The sequence below is a fragment of the Methanopyrus sp. SNP6 genome (genome assembly GCF_002201895.1).
In the GTDB taxonomy this organism is placed as follows: domain Archaea; phylum JAADCQ01; class Methanopyri; order Methanopyrales; family Methanopyraceae; genus Methanopyrus.
In genome coordinates, this window is the sequence record NZ_CP019436.1 from 216,077 (window position 1) to 234,706 (window position 18,630).

The window sequence follows — 18,630 nt, forward strand, 5'->3', positions numbered from 1 at the left end:
GAAGCTTTCGCTGATGGGTCCTAAAGTGCATCGAGTCCGTATTTCCGATGGAACCGTGAAATACGACGACATCCACGTCGAGTTCGAAGCTTTCGGCATCCCGTTCCACGACCGCTGCTTCGGACTCGCGTCCGCTACCGCGTTAATCTCCGGCCTAGCGGACAGCGAGGACGTGGAGGCTGCTCGGGCTCGGGGACCAGTCCCTTCCCGACTTGAACTCAGTGGAAACGAGCTCGTCGACGCACATCCGGCGGTGAACGAGCAGACTGTCCGGTACGCGTTGAGCGTGGCTTCGGATCTGTGGGGTAAGTACGGAGCGGTGATCGGAGGCACGTTAGGTGGTTACTGTGAGGAAGTCGATCCGGAAGCCGTGGCGGAAGTCCTGCAGGAACGCATCGAGAGAGGCGAGTTATTAGCACTGAAACTGGAAGGAAAACTCGGACGGGAAGTCGAGCGGTACCTTGAGAACGTCGATCTGCCGGAACCCGGACCGGATACTCCCACTGTTAGGATCGTCCGCAAAGGTGATTAAATTGAAGGAAGGCGCGGCTCGGGGGTTCGTCCGTTGGCGGAAGTTCAGAGGGAGTTCGTTATGATCAAGCCGGACGGCGTGGTTAGAGGTCTGGTCGGAGAGGTGATTCGACGCCTCGAGCGCAAGGGTCTCAAAATAGTCGCGCTGGAGATGCGTCAGCTCGACCGCGAGACGGCGGAGAAGCTCTACGAAGAACATCGAGACAAGCCGTTCTTCGATGATCTCGTCGAGTACGTGACATCCGGCCCAGTTGTGGTGATGATAGTCGAGGGCCGAGAGGCCGTGAAGGTAGTTAGGAATATTATCGGCGCGACGGATCCCGCCGAAGCTGCGCCGGGTACGGTCCGCGGAGATTTCGCGCTGGATATCGGCAGGAACGTGGTACACGCCTCCGACTCTCCAGAGTCCGCCGAGCGGGAGATCGAGATAGTGTTCGGCCAGGATCTACGCACGATAGATTACGAACGATGCGATGAGGAGTGGCTGTATGAATTATAGGAACTTCTCGAGCTCTAGAAGGAATTCCTCCAGCCGATCTTCAGGGACTTCAGCACCCGCAGCCCTCTCGTGTCCTCCTCCCTTTCCATCCACGCGATTAGCCGCGTCTTTGATCACTTCGGCGGCATCCACGTCCGAGTTCTCCGGACAGCGTATCGACACCTTCACGAGACCCTCTTCCATTTCAGCCACACCTACGGTCACACGCTCCCGCTCCTCACACACGAACTGGGCCACGATCCCCACTACGGTGTGCGGGATTCCGAGCTCGCGACCATCGATCACTACCATGCTCTCTCGGTCCGTGATGCCTTCCCCGCGACTAAGCTTACTTAAGGCTTCCCGAATGATGGCCTTGTGTTTGCTCCTGAGCTTCTTGGCCAGTTGCAGAGGATCCCAGGATCCCATGGCGATTAGGACACCCGCCCATCCTTCCCCGTACCTGCCGCAAGCATTGAGAAGCGTGGCCGTCTCTAAGGGATCCCGAAGGGCCTTGAGAGGACGCTCCTCGTAGAACACGTGGATGCGACCCGTTTTGGACTCGAGCTCCTTCCTTTTCTCACCGTTCAGAAGTTCTCGATGCTCTCGAACTATTTCGGCTTCATCCTCTCGACTCAAATCCACAGGGACCACATCTAGATCGCCGAACCTGGCCTCTAACGCCTCCCGTACCGAGGCGCCGGAAACTCGCTCCACGATCTCCCCTACGGTCATCGACGCGCGTCCGAAAACCCAGTAGGCTGGGTCTCGGATTTCGATGATTTCATGCTTCTCTCCGTCCTCTTCCGGTACCCTGTTCAAACCTCGGACTCCTCTCTTGCCAGCTTGGTTGTCACCGTAGGCACCGACCAGCGCGGCCTTCGGCAGACACGTCTCTTCGACTTTAACCACGCGTCGGCACAGCAAGTACGCTACTGTGGAAGCCGAGGCTTCCGTACCACCGTCGACGCCGTGCTCTCGAGGATTCACCAGAAGTACGTTGTCCGAAGGTTTCGAGGAAATCTCATGGTGGTCGACGACGAGCACAGGATGGTCGTTCCGCAATTTGTTCAGGATCCCGCTTCCCATATCCACGACTACGGTGGGGCCGTCGAGATCCTCCTTTAACAGCTCCGTTTCCGTGTTCAGTACCCGAAGCCGTGTGGGCACCTCGAGGCACCGGAGCGTGAAGGCCATCAGCGCTCCTGCCGTGAGCCCGTCCGCGTCGTTGTGGACGTATAGGCGGACGGCAGTTCCTTCCAGATCCTCTAGGAATTCAACAGCTTCTTCCAGAGTACTTTCGAACCCGTCTTCGCTCAAAGTACCGCCCCGCTTCACCCCCAGCTGGGTATTTACCGAGTTGTAGCCATCGGTCGATCGAACGTTAATAGGATCGTAACAATTGAGCGAGGTGGGAGCTCACTCCACGTGTAGGGCCTCCGGATCGTACTTCCAATCCTCGGGTAAGATTCCCTTCCTCTTGTAGTACTTAACTAACCTGTGGATCTTGGATTCGATGAGCTGGAGTCCCCGCTTCGAATGTAAATCCTTCGGATGCCTCTTCAAGTGCTCGCGCACTCGCTTGGCTCTGCGAATCAAGTTCAGCAGGTCCTCCGGGAGTTCCGGAGCCAGTCCGTGTTCTTCGAGGATCTCAGTGATTTTCTTACCAGTAATCAATTTGACGTCAGGTATGCCGTACTCATCGCGTAGCTTGATACCTATCATGGCGGGTTCGTAACCCTGCTTGGCCAGATCGACCACCAAGCTCTCCACTTCCTCGGGCGAGTACTCTACCCACGACGGAGGAGCTACTCTAGGGGGTCTGGTTGATCCTGACTTGCCTTTGTCACGTGAATGCATACGTGCCAAGACCGATCACCTCCCCGCCACGTTGTTCTCGTACCACTCCGCAAACCTCTCGAGCGCCCTGGTCCGGTGCGATATTTTACACTTTTCCTCGACTCCCAGCTCCGCGAACGTGCGGTCTTCACCCTCCGGGATGAAGATAGGATCGTAGCCGAAGCCTTCTCCACCCCGGGGTTCCTCCGCTATCCGTCCGCGGATCTCGCCGGTGAAGGTTACCGGTCGACCGCCAGGCTCGCAGTAGCCTACGACCGAGATGAACTCAGCCTTGCGGTTCTCCTCTCCCTCCAACAACTTCAAGATACCCTCGTTACCGATCGTGTCGAACACGTAGGCGGAGTACGGTCCCGGGAACCCGTTCAGAGCTTCGATAAACAGACCCGAGTCCTCGACTATCACCGGCTGGCCCAACGACTCAGCACAGTATCGGGCCCCGTAGGCGGCGATCTCCTCCAAGCTGTCAGATTGGAGCTCCGGATAGTCGATATCAACGCGCTCGACTTCGATGCCGTATCGAGCTAATATCTGCTTAACCTCACGGTACTTTCCGATATTGCCCGTTGCAAATAACACTTTCATACTCCATCCACCCAAGGTTTAAATTCGAGTAAAATGGCGTTTCGACTAAAAATCTCGAGGGAGTGGTATAAGTTGTCCGAGAGCGATAAAGCCATACGACAACCGATAATTTCGGTGCTCGGGCACGTTGATCACGGAAAGACCACCCTCCTAGATAAGATCCGCGGTACTGCCGTAACGGCGAAGGAAGCCGGGGGTATCACCCAGCACATCGGGGCTTCAGAGATACCACTGGAGGTGGTCAAAGAGATCTGTGGACCGTTGCTTGAACAGCTGGACGTGGAAATCACGATACCCGGACTACTGTTTATCGACACCCCAGGTCATGAAGCTTTCACTAACCTTCGAAGGCGTGGAGGGGCGCTGGCCGACATAGCGATCCTAGTCATCGACATCATGGAAGGCGTGATGCCACAGACCAAAGAGGCTCTCAGGATACTCAGGAGGTACCGCACCCCGTTCGTCGTCGCCGCCAACAAGGTGGACAGGGTACCGGGATGGAAATCCCACGATGACACCCCGTTCCTCGAGTCGTTCCAGAGGCAGTCCCCGGAGGTACAGCAGCGGCTGGAAGAGAAGGTCTACGAGCTTATCGGACAGCTCCATCAGCATGGGTTCCAGGCGGAACGCTTCGATAGGGTGAAGGATTTCACGAGAACCGTCGCGATAGTCCCCACGAGCGGTGTCACAGGGGAGGGTATACCAGAGCTGTTGATGGTCGTAACCGGGCTGGCACAACGCTTCCTGGAAGAACAACTGAAAATAGAGGTAGAAGGTCCAGGAAAGGCCGCGATCCTAGAAGTCAAGGAGGAACCTGGACTCGGCCACACTGTCGACGCGATCCTCTACGACGGTATCGTCCGAACGGGCGACACGATAGTCATCGGTCATCCGGAAGAGCCTATCGTCACCCGGGTGAGATCCCTGCTGAAGCCGAAGCCTCTGGACGAGATGCGCGACCCGAGCGATCGATTCCGTAAGGTGGATGAGGTGACGGCCGCCGCCGGTGTAAAGATAAGTGCCCCGGAGCTCGAAGAGGCCGTGGCCGGCGCCCCGTTACGCGTCGTCTGGGAAGACGAGGACGTCGAAGAAGTCGTGCGCGAGGTCCAGGAGGAGGTCGAGGAGGTCACTATTGAGACAGACCAAGATGGAATCATCATCAAGGCCGATACTCTGGGGACCCTGGAAGCCGTCGTCGGGGAGTTCAAGGAAAAGGACGTTCCGATCCGCAAGGCCGACGTCGGAGACATTACCAAGAAGGACGTCATCGAGGCGCACGCGGTCGCAGAGAAGGATCCGCTACTCGGTGTGATCGTAGGGTTCAACGTGGGAGTCACTGAGGAGGCGCGGGAACTGGCCGACGAGTACGACGTCGACATCATCATCGACGATGTGATCTACGAGCTAGTCGAGAAGTATGAGGAGATGGTCGAAAAGCGGATCGAGCGGGAGCGGCGAAAGCGCCTGGACGAACTCGTACGTCCAGGGAAGATAAAGGTGCTTCCTGGGTACATCTTCCGCCAAAGTAAGCCGGCGATCGTCGGCGTTCGAGTCTTGGCTGGTGTGATCAAACCCGGATATCCACTGATACGAGAGGACGGTAGAGAACTCGGGGAGATCAAGCAGATCCAGATGCACGGTGAACCGATCAAAGAGGCGAAGAAAGGACAGGAAGTGGCCATATCCATCGAGGGTCCCATCGTCGGTAGACACTTCGAGGAAGGCGATATCCTGTATACGGACGTGCCCTCCGAGCACGCGAAGCTCATGTTCGAGGAGTTCAAAGATCTCCTGACGGAGGATGAGCTGGAAGCCCTTGAAGAGATAGCCGAGATCAAACGCAAGGAAGACCCGTTCTACGGTATGTAACTTCGATACCGCCGATGACGACAAACCTGGGCTCGGACCCCGTGAAGAGCCGTGTCCTAGCCGAGGCGGTGTCGCGGCACTATTGTCGGAAGAACGGGTACTGTGACTTTCACCGAACCCGAAGTCGGAGTCCGCGAACGATTCAGTACACCAGTTAACCGCAAGAAGGCCAGGGCCGCATGGTACGCCCTCTCAACGCCCGACAGACCCGCGTCACGTGACTTCCAGAGTGATCACGTCAATTCCGAGCCGACGCGCCACGGATCTTATCGATCCCCTCGGGGCGCTCTTTACTAAGAGCACGAATCCAGAGGACCTCGCCAGCTCATCCACGAGTTCATCCTTCTCATCGGTTAAAAGCGCTCCTTGGCGAGGTACCCCACTGCCGCAGTGCATGTCCAACCAATACTTCACTCTATGGGAGAGCGCAAACCGCACGAGATGCCACGTCAGGGATCCTGGCACATCCGCTACCCGGTTAGGATCTACACCATCGACTAACCTCGAGTTGGCCGCCAACCCCTCCGGGTTAACCGCTGGAATCACGTACACAGTGCCCACTGCGGAGGCCGGGTCCAGTTCGTCCAATAATTTTAGCAGCGCTATCACTGTCCACACCTCGTCGCCGTGAACTCCAGCGGTCAAGAGCACGGCAGGTCCAGGGCCTCCACGGAATTCGAAGACTACGGTGCCTTCGACGGAGTGCTTGTATACCGCCTTCGAGCGTGGGCCGTGGGGCGCGTGCTGGACTAGAATAGGGTTCTTCAGTATGTTACCCTTGGAACCCCAATCATACACCGTCCACACCACCTCACAACATCCGGACGTCGAGAGCGCGAGCAGGACTAACAGAACCGCGATCAACCCTCTGTCACCTCAGTAACGGCAAGTCGCCCGTAACTCGGTCGATCTCCTCCTCTCGCTCGGGCCCGATCCCGAGGCAAGTTATCGTCTCGGGCTCTAGCTCCGTAAGCCCCGCGTCTCGAACCAAGAACGACGGTAAGCCTCTTTCCTTAGCCAGCTCGTGGAGTTCCAGTAGTTCCTCCTCGTCTCTACACTTGAGCACTACCTTCTTCTGACCTTCTCTTAACCACTCCTCAACCGGCGCCCCTGACTCTTTAGCGCGTAGAAAGGCCCCCAGTGAGGCGTGTGCCACCTGAGCCGCGAGCTTCCCACGACTGAGTTTCAAGTCTTCCCTAACCACTATCACCTGTTTGTACAAGGTAAACCCCCTCGGCTGAGAGGAGTCTCGTCACAGACTCGGCCCGTCAGCTCCTCTTCATTGGGGCCGCGAGGTACCGGCGAAACTTTATTTATTTCAACCGATCGGCGGGTATGGGCGAGGAGATCGACCACGAGGATGAGGATGAACCGATGAGTGGGGGTGATGGTTGATGTCCAAGCCCATGTACGTGAAGTTCGAGGTCCCGGAGGAACTGGCCGAGAAGGCTTACGAGGCCATAGAAATCGCTCGAGACACCGGTCGTATCCGTAAGGGTACTAACGAGACAACTAAGGCCGTCGAGCGTGAGGAAGCCGTGCTCGTGCTGATCGCTGAAGACGTGGACCCAGAGGAGGTAGTCGCTCACCTACCGGAGCTCTGCGATGAGAAGGGTATCCCGTACGTGTACGTCCCTAGCAAGGACGAACTGGGCGCCGCCGCCGGCATCGACGTAGCAGCGGCCAGTGCGTGCATCATCGACCCCGGAGACGCCAAGGACCTCGTGGACGAGATCATTGAGGAGGTCGAAGAGCTACGCGAGTAAGCCGATCCTTCCCTCCCGCAGCTCCTATCGTTACAGTTATCGTAACGAATTCTGCACTTGGTCGGCTTCATGACCGTTGAGCGGCCACGGATCTGGCACATCCGAGTGCTTGTCTGATAATGGAGTAAACTGATGCGGGCGACGACTGGAATCTGCCGCACGAACCGCGTCCCACATTACCACATTTCTGTTTCCGATCCACCGCACGCTGCCAGGGGTACAGGCCTTCTAGCAACCGTTGTACAGTCTCGGGACAACTAATGTGATGCCGCCCCTATCCAGACATTTGAGAGTTACTAGATGGACTCCTGCGTGGACGATGCAATAGTACGGCATGGGGGTGAACCGCCATATAATCGTCCCTCAATGGCTCGTGCACCACCGTATGGATGTTACACGCTGTCCCAAGGGGGTCGCCACCGTGGTGGGAGTGATTCCGCTGAAGGTTCTCGCGCTCCTAGTGCTGGCGTGGCTCGCGTATGCGTTTCTCGGTTTCGTGAAATTTTACGTGACGACGGGTTGCATGCCGTTGGGGCGACTGGCTTTCGTGAAGTTACACGATCCGGATATAAGACCGGGAGGTCTTCACGAGATTGTCGCCACTAACGTAGCGCACACCTTTGGATACCCGGCGGTCACGATCGTCCATAACGCTGGTAGTGAGAGTATGTACGGTTCGTGGACCGATAGGAACGGCGTACTAGTGTGGAACATCGCAGCGCTAGACCCTCGTGGGAACCGAGCGTCAGTGGATTGGTATGGTGCGCTCAGGGAGCTGGTCTTCGCGGACAGGTTGAGGACCGCCACCTGGGTTCACGATGGGCCGATCGGCGGGCCACGATTCCCTAAGAACTCCGTGATCTTCTGGCATGGGACCGTGAGGAACGGTTTCCCGCTCCTCTACGGAGGATGTGGGTGCGAGCCGTATTACTACATCCTCGCGAACTATGGGAACATCCCTTTCGCGATCACGGCAACGGTGCTAGGGTGGTTCACACCGTTCCTGATATCACCGCTGGAAGCTTTTTGGGAGCTCTCGCACTACAAGAGACTTCAGTACGAGTACTTGAAGAAGGTAAACGGGATTAGGCTGATAAACTTGAAAAACTACGAGGGAGTATCGGCGGCACCTACTAGTTCGATATCGGGTAGTTCGGCGCCTCGTCCGTGATGGCGATGTCGTGTGGATGGCTTTCCTCGTACCCGGCCCTAGTGATCCGTACGAACCTCGCCTTCTTCTTCATTTCCTCGATGTTCTTGGCGCCAACGTATCCCATGCTGGATCTAAGTCCACCTACGAGGGTGTAGAGGACCTCACTCACCGGGCCTTTGTACGGAACAACTCCCTCGACTCCCTCCGGTACGAACTTCGTTTGGGCGACGTGGCGGCTTCCCTGTTCGGGTTGCTTGAAGTAGCGGTCGGCCGATTCTCCCTTCATCATGGCTCCCAAGCTCCCCATACCACGGTACTGCTTGTACAGGCGTCCGTGTAGCCGGATCACTCGGCCTGGGGCTTCGTCCGTGCCTGCCAATAGGTTACCCAGCATCACGGCGTCAGCGCCTGCGGCGATAGCTTTGGCGATGTCTCCAGAGTACCTGATACCACCGTCCGCGATGACGGGAATATCGTGTTCCTCCGCGACGTCGGCCACCCAGGCTACGGCGGTGATCTGAGGTACGCCGACACCGGCAACAATCCTCGTAGTACATATGGAGCCCGGACCGATACCGACCTTCAGAGCGTCGGCGCCCGCGGCGATAAGGTCCTCCGCAGCTTCGGCCGTGGCGATATTGCCGGCGATGACGTCCGCGTCGACTTCACGCTTGATCTCCTTCACGAAGTTGATGACCGTCTCCGTATGCGCATGGGCGCAGTCGACTACGAGGATGTCCGCGCCGGCCTCGTCCAGGGCGATCGCTCGATCGGGATCCTTCGGACCCACGGCTGCAGCCGCGAGGTATCGTCCTTCCTCATCGGTGGCCGCTTCCGTCTCCTTGCGAAGCTCCGTTACGTCCCTAGCGGTCACGATTCCCAGGAGGCGACCTTCGTCGTCCACTACGGGGACGCGTTCGATCCTCTCTTCTCTCATCACTCGTAAAGCTCTTTCCTCGATGTCCTCACCCTCCTCGATGACGACCGGTTCTTCCGTCATAACACTCTTCACATCCAACTCTCCGATTTCTTCCTCGGAAAGCAGGCCCACGTCGCGCCGCGTAATGATGCCGACGACCTTACCCTCCTCGTCGACGACGGGCAGACCTCCGACGTCATGCTCCTCCATTAGTTCCACTGCTCGCTTCACGCTCTCGTCCGGTGAAATCGTCACAACGTCGCGTTGTACTATGTCCCTAGCCTCCTTGACACGCGTGACCTCCCTTACTTGCTCCTCTATGGTCATGTTCCGGTGGATTACACCGAGGCCACCGTGTCGGGCCATCGCGATGGCCATCTCGGCTTCGGTGACAGTATCCATAGCAGCACTTAGGATCGGTATGTTGAGTCGGTAGTTAACGGTGACTCGTGTGGATACATCCACGTCTGCGGGTTCTACCGAGGATCGTCCGGGGAGTAGGAGGACGTCGTCGAACGTGAGCGCTAGCTCGGCATCTTCCAGCTTTCGGGTGTACCGCCCGACCAAGCCCCCGTTCCCCGCGCCTTTTGCGGGGAACGGGGGCGGGGAGAGTTAAAGATTGCGCGAGGGAGGTTACTCGGACTCCTCTGCCTCCTCCGTTTCAAACGCTCTGCGCTCCAGTTCCTCGACTCGTTCGGCCAGGTTTTCCGCCAACTCCTCCAGCTTATCTCGGAACACCTCGTAGAATCCTGTAGCGGCCTTGACTAGGAGTAGTCCACCGAAGCCGATACCGACCAGCAGTACGAGGAGGCTCAGTACGGCTCCAGCTCCTGGTATGGAGACCATCAGCGGGGACAGTAGAACGGCCACTACGAGAACGATTGCCGCCAGTACCAGGTTGTACGTGGCTGTATGGAGATCTTCCTCTCGACGGCCTAGCAGTGCCATCGATACGAGGTCAGCGGCAGGAGTGATTATCGGTTTCACGTGCTTTAGCACGCCGTAAGCGAAGTATAGTGCCAGTACCACACCCACGACGGTGAGCACCATGTTCACTGGCACACCGATACCTGGTACTATCGTTCCGAGCGACGCCAGTGGAGGCACCACTAGCTGGACTACCACTATCACAATGATCAGGCCGATCGCATTAAGCGTGGCCGGAACTAAGTGCTCACGGACAGCATCCGCGAGCTCACCCATCTCCTTCCACCCCGAAGGGTACGGAGCCTGGAAGATAATAAATGGGTCGATTTCAGGCGAGCGCCTCGGCCAGTTTCCGGACTAGGTGGCTGCGGATCGTCCCACGGTTACGATCACCGCGCTCACAGGCCGCTCCCCGAATTCCTACTATGTCCGCTCCGAGGTCGCGTACGATAGGCATGTCTTCGTGCCGCAGAGACCCGGCGAGTGCCACCTCGAGCCCGTGCTCGTGGGCTAAATCGACGAACTCCCCCACCTCTTCCTCTCTCAAGAAATCGAACAATCGCTTACCGTCCTTTACCGCCGTATCCACCATTGCCACATCGCACTCAGCTTCGGCCGCTACCTCCGGAACGGACATGGGATCTATGCTATCAACCCGATGGGCGTCCGCGTAGCCGGCTGCAACTACGCGCGTGTCGTACCCGAACTCACGGACCGCTCGGGAGCAAGCCCGCATGACTTCCAGCGCTTCTTCTTCAGTCTTGGTTCCGTAAAGTCCTACCTTCGCGTAGTCCACTCCTACGGCGGCTACACCGAGCACAGCCTGAGCCACCGTACCAGGTTTGTAGGGGACGTCTCCAACGGTGGCACTGACCTCGCGATCCTCCGGGACTACTTCCATTATCTCACGTATCACCCACGGAAAGTTCGCGCCTAGGGATCCTTCCTCGGGGTTCTTCACGTCGATGATGTGAGCTCCACCTTCCACGGCCTCCAACGCCTCATCACGGTTTACGGGACTCACAAGGAGCCTCGGTCGCATGGTCACACCCCAACAACTTCGGAACCGGTTTACCGTAAATAGCTCCTTTGGGATAGGTGTTGGCGTCGCGTTCAAGGTAGTCGGGGTCGGTCACCGTGAGGTTGCTCTCCGTGCTCATAGCACTGGCGACACCCTTAGGAGTTGCAGGGCAAGTCATGACACCCGAAGAAGTGTCCGAACTGTCGTACAATCACCCTGTGATCGTGGACGTCGTAGCCGGGCCGCCGGAAGCCGATTCGATCGAGGCGTACACCCGAATCGTATGGGTGGATCCGATAACACATGAGCGTCATATAGAGGAAGAAGTCAGAGTGAGGACATCAAACACGCTACTGCTCAACGTGGTCGTCGCTTCCCCCTCACCGCCCGACCACCTGTGCACTCACTGTGTCCTTCGACGATCGAAGGATCTTGGAACGTACGGTAAAGTTACAGGCTAACGGGATAATTCAGGAATCCTTGGAGCTCGATGTCACGCCCGGTCATCATACACTGTCCGTCCAGGTGACGGACGGGAGCACCGAGGATATCGTGTCCTGCAACCTCCGTGTGGAACCCTTAGAGGCGAACGGAGGCGAGAATAACCAGGTTCTTCCCTTTCAGGGGCTCGTACCATGGCCTCGTCGTCGAAGGAGACTATGGTAATCATAGCCGAAAAGCCAAGTCTCGCGGGAACGATCGCGGGGTTCCTCCGGGGAAGATGGAACGGTAGGAAGTTGCTGGGGTTCGGTAAATACCGAGGTAGGCGGTTCGCTATCACCAGTCTGTCGGGCCACGTCCTGGAGTGGTGGCCTAAAGACGACCCGGGATTCAGGCACCCTGATTACTTCCCTGATCCGGACGACTTCGAGTTGAGACCTATCGACGGCAAAGAAAGGTTCCTGCGGGCCGTGGAACGTGTCGTGGAACGCTACGCCGGCAGTCGAGCCGACAGGATCATCGTAGCGACCGACAACGACGCGGAGGGAGAGTTAATCGGTTGGGAAGCACTTGTATGGTTGAAACGGCAGGGTGTCCTCGACGACCCTGAGTGCGCTCGGCGAATGCGGTTCTCAGCGTACACCCGCGAGGATATCCTCAGAGCGCTCGAGGAAGCACTCCGTGGTGAGAGAATCGACCCGAGTCTGGCTTACTCGGCGCTCGCACGCACGATTGCGGACTGGCTGTACGGAATACCGCTAACCCGTCAGCTGTCGCTCTGCAACGACGACATCGTCTCCGTCGGTCGAGTACAGACACCTACACTCAAACTGGTCGTGGAGCGGGAACGGGAACGCAGGAAAGCCCAGAAGAAGCGCAAATATCACTGGGTACTCCAAGCTGAGACCCCGATCGGAGAACTTAGAACTGAAGAGAAGTTCAAAAACGGGCGTCGGGCGAGGGAGCTTGCCTCCGAAATCGAATCGATAAGAGTCGTGGAAGTGCGACGAGAGCACCGGTCCGTAAGACCACCAACCCCGTTCAATCTGACTACCCTCCAACGGGCCGCCGGTGAGATCCTTCGGATATCGCCGAAGCGCACTCTCGATTTGGCTCAGCACCTCTACGAAGAAGGAATGATCACGTACCCTAGGACCGCGACTAACCGATACCCATCCACGTTCGATCACGAAAAGCTTCTCCGCAAGATGAGGAACGCCCACCCCGACGCCTTCCGAGATTTCCAGCGCGCCGGTCGAAGGTCCGAACCCGTCTCAGGTAGGGAGTACGACGGAGCCCACCCACCGATCACTCCCACCGGTCGGAGGAAGTACATCCGCGGGAAACTAACTTGGCTCCTGTATGATCTGATCGTCCGTCGATATCTGGCGACGCTGTCCGAAAACGCCCTGATAGTGAAGTGGCGGATCGTAGCCGAGCATCCAGAGACCGGGACGAAGTTCGTGATGGAAGGCACGGAAGTCAAGCGGGACGGGTGGTACTCAGTGTACCCGTGGAAGAGGCCTCGGGAAAGGACCATGCCCGACGTGTCTGAAGGAGATGAGTTGCCGGCGAACGTAAACGCTTCCCGCCGTAGAGAACCTCTCCCTCGTCGGTACTCGCAGTCGCGGTTGGTGGCAAAGATGAAGAAGCTTGGATTAGGTACCGAGTCCACACGAGCGGAGATCGTGAAAAAGCTCTTCGATAGGGGTTACGTCAGGAGAGTGGGGTCAGGAGTGGCACCTACGAAGAGGGGAGAGCGCCTGGTAGAGCTACTCGAGGATCGAGTCCCGGAACTCGTGAGCGTCGAACTCACCAGGCGCATTGAGCGCGAGATGGAGGAGATTTCAGAGTTACCACCGAAGCGAGCCAGGGAACGATTGGAACGCGTAGCTCGGGAGATCCGAGAGACCGTCCGCAGGAACTCCAAGAAGCTGAAGTCGGTCAAGGTGATCTGACACCCCATGAGGAGCAAAGTTACTCAACCCCATACTTAGGGAAATGATCGTAATGACTCCATCCAAGAGGGCTCGAACCTTGTCACTACCACCACTGAAACAGCACTTATACGAACCAACGTTTGACCTTGAGCTTCTACACTCTGGACACATTGTGATAGCATGGTGGCAGTATCTTATCAACATTCACAACGGCGCCAGTGCTTTAGCTTCACCTATTCGATCCAATAATGTAACTGTAAACCGTATCGCAGTCTTTCACCGGCTACTTTTCGACTTAACCCCACCACGTCAAAGACCTTTCGAATATTCACCGATGATGATTCGAAACCCGAAGGCAATAACCCACAGCCTGAAAGGCGAGGCTTTTCATGGGGTTGTAGGTACATGACCTCGACTGGAAAGGCTAGGATCCGGAAAGCAGTGTGGGAAGAGCTCAAGGAGTCAGGCGAGGCCGCGCCCCCGTTCCCAGTCGAGGGTAGGATTCCGAACTTCAGAGGCGCCTTGGTGGCGGCTCGACGGCTCACTTCGACGCCCGAATACGAAGAGGCCGAAGTAGTGAAGGTGAATCCGGACTCACCCCAACGGCCTGTACGTGAACGAGTTCTTCGCGACGGTAAGGTCCTGATAATGCCGACACCGAGGCTCAAACGTGGCTTCCTCGTCGTGAAGAACCCCAGGGATCCTCGACGTGCCTCAACGATTAGTGGGGCCTTCCAGGAAGGAAAGATAACGATGCCGGACGAACTCCCCGCGGTCGACTTGGTAGTTGCTGGATCCGTGGCGGTGGCTTCGGACGGCGCCAGGGTTGGAAAAGGAGGCGGATACTTCGACTTGGAGTGGGGGATTTTGGCACAATTGGATCTCGTGGATGAAAACACTCCCATACACACGACCGTTCACGATATCCAGGTACTTCCACCGGGAGAGATACCGATGGAAGAGCACGACGTACCGGTGGACGTCATCCACACGCCGACGGGGACGACGGAGTGCGATCGACGCTACGAGAAGCCAGAGGGACTCCTGGAAGACCGCATCGGCGAGAAAATTATGGAAATAAGGTGGTTACGGGAGTACGTTTCATCCGGAGGCACGTAACGCGTCGACTAGTTCGACCAAGGCCTTCTCGAGTTCGTCCTCTCCGATCACGAGCGGAGGTACGAGTCTGATCACGTCTCCTGAGGTTACGTTCACGAGAACTCCACGGTCCAACATCTCCCGAGCCACGTCTTCCGCTCTTTCGTCGTCGCCGACTTCCACCCCAATCATCAGACCGCGACCCCGAACATCTTCCGCGACGTCCTCCGCTTCGGACAGTATCCTCATCGCTAGCTTCCCTTTCCGCTCTGCGGCCTCCGGAAGGTTCTCCTCGAGTACTGTGCGGACCGCCGCACATACTGCCGCGCAGGCCAGCGGATTGCCACCGAAGGTGGACCCATGATCGCCGGGCTCGAACGCTTCGGCCACCTCCTCCCGCGCTATCGTCGTGCCTACTGGCACACCGCCTCCGAGCCCCTTGGCCAGACAGACGATGTCCGGCAGAACGCCCTCGTGTTCGAACGCGAAGAACTTGCCGGTTCGTCCCATACCGGACTGCACCTCATCGACTATCAGGAGCACCCCGTGTTCGTCGCATAGCTCTCGTAATTCCCGGAGGAATCCCTCAGGCGGTATCCTCACCCCCGCCTCACCCTGCACGGGTTCCACGATGACTGCGGCGGTGTCGTCATCTATCGCTTTCTCCACAGCACTCACGTTGCCGTAAGGTACGTGCTCGAACTCCGGTACTAGCGGCTCGAATGGCTCACGGAACTCAGGCTTCCAGGTCGCCGATAGAGCCCCCATCGTCCTGCCGTGGAAACCGCCTTCGAACGCTATGAACTTGGTACGTCTGGTGAACTTGCGTGCCAACTTTATCGCACACTCCACACTCTCCGTTCCGGAGTTACAGAAGAAGACCTTGTTCAAATCCTTGGGAGCCGCCTCAGCCAAAATCCTTGCAGCCTTCGCCTGCGGCTCGTTGTAGTAGAGGTTCGAACAGTGAATTAGCCGCTCCACTTGCTCTTTAACCGCCTCAACCACGGCCGGATGGCAGTGTCCGAGGACGTTGACCGCTATCCCGGCCACCAGGTCTATGTACTCGTTCCCCTCGTCGTCCCAGACTCTGGCACCTTCACCACGGATCAGGGTGACCGGGAACCTGGAGTACGTGTTCATGTGGTACCTATCGATTAGCTCACGCGCGTCCAGTGGTCACTCCCCCTCGGACAACAACCCTAGCTTCTCGAGTTCCCTACGGAGTAACTCCTTGGTGTCTTCACGGGCTTCCTTGAGCGGAGGCCTTGGGGGACTCGAAGCCATCCCTACGAGCTCGGCTGCGGCCTTTACGGGTATTGGGTTCGTTTCGGTGAACAATGCCCTGTGGAGTGGCAAGAGCTCGTAATGGAGCTCTCGGGCGCGCTTTACGTCGCCGCCCTTCCACGCCTCGTACATCTCTACCATCAATTCGGGGGCTACGTTGGCCGTTACAGATATCACACCGGCTCCTCCGACGGCTAGGATCGGAAGAGTCAACTCGTCGACTCCGGAGATTAGAACGAAATCGTCGGGAGTCTCTTCGATGAAACGCTGAACCACGTCCATGTCGCCACTGGCTTCCTTGATGCCGACGATGTGAGAGTGTTCTTCAGCTAGCTTGGCGGCCGTTTCCGGTTCCAACGCGCAACCAGTCCGTGACGGTATGTTGTAGAGGATGATAGGACACTCGACGGCTTCCGCGATTTCGGAGAAGTGGATGAAAAGACCCTCTTGAGGTGGCTTGTTGTAGTAGGGAACCACGGAAAGGATCGCGTCTGCCCCTACGTCTTCAGCGTACGTGGAGAGTTCGAGGGCCTCGCGCGTCGAGTTCGAACCTGCTCCGGCGATCACGGGCACCTTCCCATTCACCTCGTCAACGACGATTTCGATGACGCGTCGATGTTCCGCGTGACTCAGCGTGGACGATTCCCCTGTGGTCCCTGCGGGTACCACGCCATGCACGCCGGCCTCAAGCAATCGTGAGACGTTCTCACGGAGTCCTTCTTCGTTTATCCCCTTCAGGTCGTCCGTAAAGGGAGTTATCAGGGCTGGGATGACTCCTTCAATCTGAAATCCCAACGGGTACGCCCCTCCCGGTCACTCTGTCCATTCTTCCCTCTGACGCTCCTTGAGGCGCATGAGGTGCGTAACGTAGCCGGCGATCATGTTTCTGAGCTTTTTGGTCTTAGGTCTCGCTACGATCTCAACTACCTTCTTATTGTGCTCGAAGTCGGTGGTGAGGTACTCCTCGTATTTCTCCACGATCTCTCGGGCAGGACGCTTCACGAACGTCGGTCGAACCTTACCCATCCTCGATCACCCCCCGCTGGACTTTTTTGCTAACCTTTAGGATAGAAGCGAGCACGATATCCGCGAGCGCCGGGTCCAGCCCCTCAGTTTTAAACCTCTTCCTCCACCTCTCCCGGAGCTCCTTTTCCCGCTCTTCGTCCGTCAGTGGTAACCCCTCTTGAGCCTTTACACGCCCTATTTCCCGCGCTACCTTCAGGCGGTCTATGACCGCGTCCAGTAAACGTTCGTCGATGCGGTCTATTTCACGTCTGAGCTCCTCGAGCACGTTCAGGCCCCACGGTCCTCGTTTCCAGTACCTCACCTCTATCAGACCAAACTTCGGATACCTCCCTAACGTCCGATTTCGTCTCGCAGAGGGCGACGAACGCTGGACCGGTCCCCGAGAGCCCTGCCGCCGCAGCGCCTGCTTCTAAAGCTTCGACCACGGGTTCGAATTCGTGGCCCAGAGCGGAGCAGTACACTGCCGAGTTGATCATCATTGCTCCCCGATAATCCCCCGTCATCGCCCTCCGGAAAGCGGTCTCGGCTGCAGGAGCTAGCAACTCGAGACGGTTCACATCCACATCCGAGGTTTCGACCTTACCACCCGGGAGCAGGATTACCGCGTAGGGATACGGAAGCTCGCGGATATCCAGAATTCGGCGTTGATCGTTCAGCGTCAGCACTAAGCCACCTAAGTACGATGCACAGGCATCGTCGTAGGCCCCCGTTACCGTCACATCTGCCCTGATGCTTGCCTCGGCGCCGAGTCGGACGACCTCGAGGGGTTCCGGCTCACGTCCTAGCTCTTTAAGCAGGGCTTCAACCACGGCGTTGGACACAGCACTGCTGCTGGCCAGTCCCATCGCAACTGGGATTTCGGAGTCGACTTCGATCTCGAAATTCAGTTCCTGACCGACGTGTTCGCCGACGACCTTCACGCACTGTTCAACGAGTGATGTGTCCTCCACGTCCGTGTGAATCTCAGTGGAATCGGAAAGTTCTGCTTTGACTGAAACCGTTAGATCTATCGCGTAAGCACAACCTTTTTTGGCGGAGATAGCGTTGACGATGGTGCCGGCGGCGTATGCCGTTCCTTCTCCCAAACGTTCTCACCCCGGAAAGCTCTGATCAGAGCCCGAGTGCGGGCCCGCCCCGGTTCGGCAGGCGGCGGTGAGGTGGGAGGTCACCCATCGATGAACCGCCGTTCAACGGCCGGGGTACACGGGCGATGAGCCCCGTGGCCCGACCGGGCGGAGGCGGGCTCGGTTCCCGGCGATGACGCCACGGTCCCGTCGGGCGGGGCACAGTCACTCCATATTCTCCATCACAAACCGACACTCTTCATCATCGACGTCGATACTCACGATCCTCATCTTAACTCCGAAAGTCTCCTCGGCCGCCTTTAGCACTAGGGAGGTGAATGGACACACCACCGGGACCTTGTCACGGTTCAAGAGTTCCCGCTTCACATCCGAGAACGGACACTCGGCGATTATTAGCTCAATAGTATCCTCTCCTTCTTTCACTAGAACATCACCGACATCACCAAGTGATTCAATGGTTTTCTTCACGTCATGTGCTAATGAATTAGCCGTATCCCCAGTTATCTCTAGTAGTTCTTCATCTTTTATGTATTCCATCATTGCTCTACCTGCAACTCTATTTAGTGCCAACGCCATTTCACCGTGAGTCTCGAATAAGGCTTCTTGAAGCCCTACGATAAACGCTTTATGCACTCGTTCTCTCGACAACT

21 protein-coding genes are annotated in these 18,630 nt (G+C 57.4%); 7 read left to right on the forward strand and 14 right to left on the reverse strand.

The genetic code is table 11. The features are described from left to right. Positions 1-565 precede the first annotated feature (565 nt). The gene (gene ndk, locus BW921_RS01220) at positions 566-1,030 is read left to right on the forward strand and encodes a nucleoside-diphosphate kinase (RefSeq protein WP_148688230.1); all 465 of its coding nucleotides are present in this window, start codon (positions 566-568) and stop codon (positions 1,028-1,030) included. On the opposite strand, the gene BW921_RS01225 is transcribed toward ndk, so the two are convergent. The 3 genes from BW921_RS01225 to BW921_RS01235 all read right to left on the reverse strand — a co-directional run bounded on the left by BW921_RS01225 (position 1,025) and on the right by BW921_RS01235 (position 3,451). Beyond that, complete coding sequence (locus BW921_RS01225; RefSeq protein ID WP_148688231.1) at positions 1,025-2,329, reverse strand: DHH family phosphoesterase; 1,305 nt, start codon at positions 2,327-2,329, stop codon at positions 1,025-1,027. The genes ndk and BW921_RS01225 overlap by 6 nt on opposite strands. 99 nt (positions 2,330-2,428) lie before the next feature. Next, entirely contained in the window at positions 2,429-2,878 is a 450-nt protein-coding gene (locus BW921_RS01230; protein ID WP_148688232.1) for a 30S ribosomal protein S15, read from the reverse strand. Positions 2,879-2,884: 6 nt separating this feature from the next. Next, on the reverse strand, positions 2,885-3,451 hold the full coding sequence (locus tag BW921_RS01235; protein ID WP_148688233.1) for an XTP/dITP diphosphatase: 567 nt from the start codon (positions 3,449-3,451) through the stop codon (positions 2,885-2,887). 33 nt (positions 3,452-3,484) lie between these two features. Between BW921_RS01235 and infB the strand changes: the two genes are divergently transcribed. After that, a complete protein-coding gene (gene infB, locus BW921_RS01240; protein ID WP_148688234.1) occupies positions 3,485-5,320 on the forward strand; it encodes a translation initiation factor IF-2 in 1,836 nt (611 codons plus the stop codon). A 213-nt stretch (positions 5,321-5,533) separates the two neighbouring features. Here infB and BW921_RS01245 read toward each other — a convergent pair whose 3' ends face one another. Together BW921_RS01245 and pth2 are read right to left on the reverse strand one after the other, a co-directional pair. Continuing rightward, positions 5,534-6,184 (reverse strand): succinylglutamate desuccinylase/aspartoacylase family protein, encoded by a 651-nt coding sequence (locus BW921_RS01245; protein WP_148688235.1) that lies wholly within the window; start codon positions 6,182-6,184, stop codon positions 5,534-5,536. 7 nt (positions 6,185-6,191) lie between these two features. Further along, positions 6,192-6,542: a peptidyl-tRNA hydrolase Pth2 gene (gene pth2, locus BW921_RS01250; RefSeq protein WP_148688236.1), complete on the reverse strand. Its 351-nt coding sequence runs from the start codon at positions 6,540-6,542 to the stop codon at positions 6,192-6,194. Positions 6,543-6,714: 172 nt separating this feature from the next. Here pth2 and rpl7ae point away from each other — a divergent pair, with 172 nt between their 5' ends. Then, positions 6,715-7,086 carry a 50S ribosomal protein L7Ae gene (gene rpl7ae, locus BW921_RS01255; protein ID WP_148688237.1) on the forward strand — a complete coding sequence of 124 codons (372 nt, stop codon included), beginning with the start codon at positions 6,715-6,717 and terminating at the stop codon, positions 7,084-7,086. Positions 7,087-7,507: 421 nt separating this feature from the next. Continuing rightward, the gene (locus BW921_RS01260; protein ID WP_148688238.1) at positions 7,508-8,257 is read left to right on the forward strand and encodes a hypothetical protein; all 750 of its coding nucleotides are present in this window, start codon (positions 7,508-7,510) and stop codon (positions 8,255-8,257) included. Here the strand turns inward: BW921_RS01260 and guaB are convergent. The 3 genes from guaB to BW921_RS01275 all read right to left on the reverse strand — a co-directional run bounded on the left by guaB (position 8,220) and on the right by BW921_RS01275 (position 11,127). Then, a complete protein-coding gene (gene guaB / locus BW921_RS01265) occupies positions 8,220-9,725 on the reverse strand; it encodes an IMP dehydrogenase (protein WP_148688239.1) in 1,506 nt (501 codons plus the stop codon). The two genes, BW921_RS01260 and guaB, sit on opposite strands and share 38 nt — an antisense overlap. A gap of 66 nt (positions 9,726-9,791) precedes the next feature. After that, a complete protein-coding gene (locus BW921_RS01270; protein ID WP_148688240.1) occupies positions 9,792-10,361 on the reverse strand; it encodes a hypothetical protein in 570 nt (189 codons plus the stop codon). A 52-nt stretch (positions 10,362-10,413) separates the two neighbouring features. Next, positions 10,414-11,127 carry a (5-formylfuran-3-yl)methyl phosphate synthase gene (locus tag BW921_RS01275; protein ID WP_148689281.1) on the reverse strand — a complete coding sequence of 238 codons (714 nt, stop codon included), beginning with the start codon at positions 11,125-11,127 and terminating at the stop codon, positions 10,414-10,416. Positions 11,128-11,222: 95 nt separating this feature from the next. On the opposite strand from BW921_RS01275, the gene BW921_RS01280 reads away from it, so the two are divergent. From BW921_RS01280 to BW921_RS01290, 3 genes are all read left to right on the forward strand, one after another. Next, on the forward strand, positions 11,223-11,567 hold the full coding sequence (locus BW921_RS01280) for a hypothetical protein (RefSeq protein ID WP_148688241.1): 345 nt from the start codon (positions 11,223-11,225) through the stop codon (positions 11,565-11,567). A 174-nt stretch (positions 11,568-11,741) separates the two neighbouring features. Further along, positions 11,742-13,505 carry a type IA DNA topoisomerase gene (locus BW921_RS01285; RefSeq protein ID WP_148688242.1) on the forward strand — a complete coding sequence of 588 codons (1,764 nt, stop codon included), beginning with the start codon at positions 11,742-11,744 and terminating at the stop codon, positions 13,503-13,505. A gap of 387 nt (positions 13,506-13,892) precedes the next feature. Continuing rightward, a complete protein-coding gene (locus tag BW921_RS01290) occupies positions 13,893-14,606 on the forward strand; it encodes a 5-formyltetrahydrofolate cyclo-ligase (RefSeq protein WP_148688243.1) in 714 nt (237 codons plus the stop codon). Here the strand turns inward: BW921_RS01290 and BW921_RS01295 are convergent. The 6 genes from BW921_RS01295 to BW921_RS01320 all read right to left on the reverse strand — a co-directional run bounded on the left by BW921_RS01295 (position 14,589) and on the right by BW921_RS01320 (position 18,628). Next, a complete protein-coding gene (locus BW921_RS01295) occupies positions 14,589-15,758 on the reverse strand; it encodes an acetylornithine transaminase (protein WP_148688244.1) in 1,170 nt (389 codons plus the stop codon). The genes BW921_RS01290 and BW921_RS01295 overlap by 18 nt on opposite strands. Before the next feature lie 3 nt (positions 15,759-15,761). Next, positions 15,762-16,664: a 4-hydroxy-tetrahydrodipicolinate synthase gene (gene dapA / locus BW921_RS01300; protein WP_210400478.1), complete on the reverse strand. Its 903-nt coding sequence runs from the start codon at positions 16,662-16,664 to the stop codon at positions 15,762-15,764. Positions 16,665-16,682: 18 nt separating this feature from the next. Next, positions 16,683-16,895, reverse strand: coding sequence for a 30S ribosomal protein S17e (locus BW921_RS01305; RefSeq protein WP_088334804.1), 213 nt, complete (start codon positions 16,893-16,895; stop codon positions 16,683-16,685). Continuing rightward, a complete protein-coding gene (locus BW921_RS01310; RefSeq protein ID WP_210400479.1) occupies positions 16,888-17,160 on the reverse strand; it encodes a chorismate mutase in 273 nt (90 codons plus the stop codon). The genes BW921_RS01305 and BW921_RS01310 overlap by 8 nt, the downstream gene beginning before the upstream one ends. After that, on the reverse strand, positions 17,138-17,980 hold the full coding sequence (locus BW921_RS01315; protein WP_148688245.1) for a shikimate kinase: 843 nt from the start codon (positions 17,978-17,980) through the stop codon (positions 17,138-17,140). Before BW921_RS01315 ends, BW921_RS01310 begins: the two co-directional genes overlap by 23 nt. A gap of 204 nt (positions 17,981-18,184) precedes the next feature. Beyond that, positions 18,185-18,628 (reverse strand): hypothetical protein, encoded by a 444-nt coding sequence (locus tag BW921_RS01320; protein WP_148688246.1) that lies wholly within the window; start codon positions 18,626-18,628, stop codon positions 18,185-18,187. Positions 18,629-18,630 lie beyond the last annotated feature (2 nt).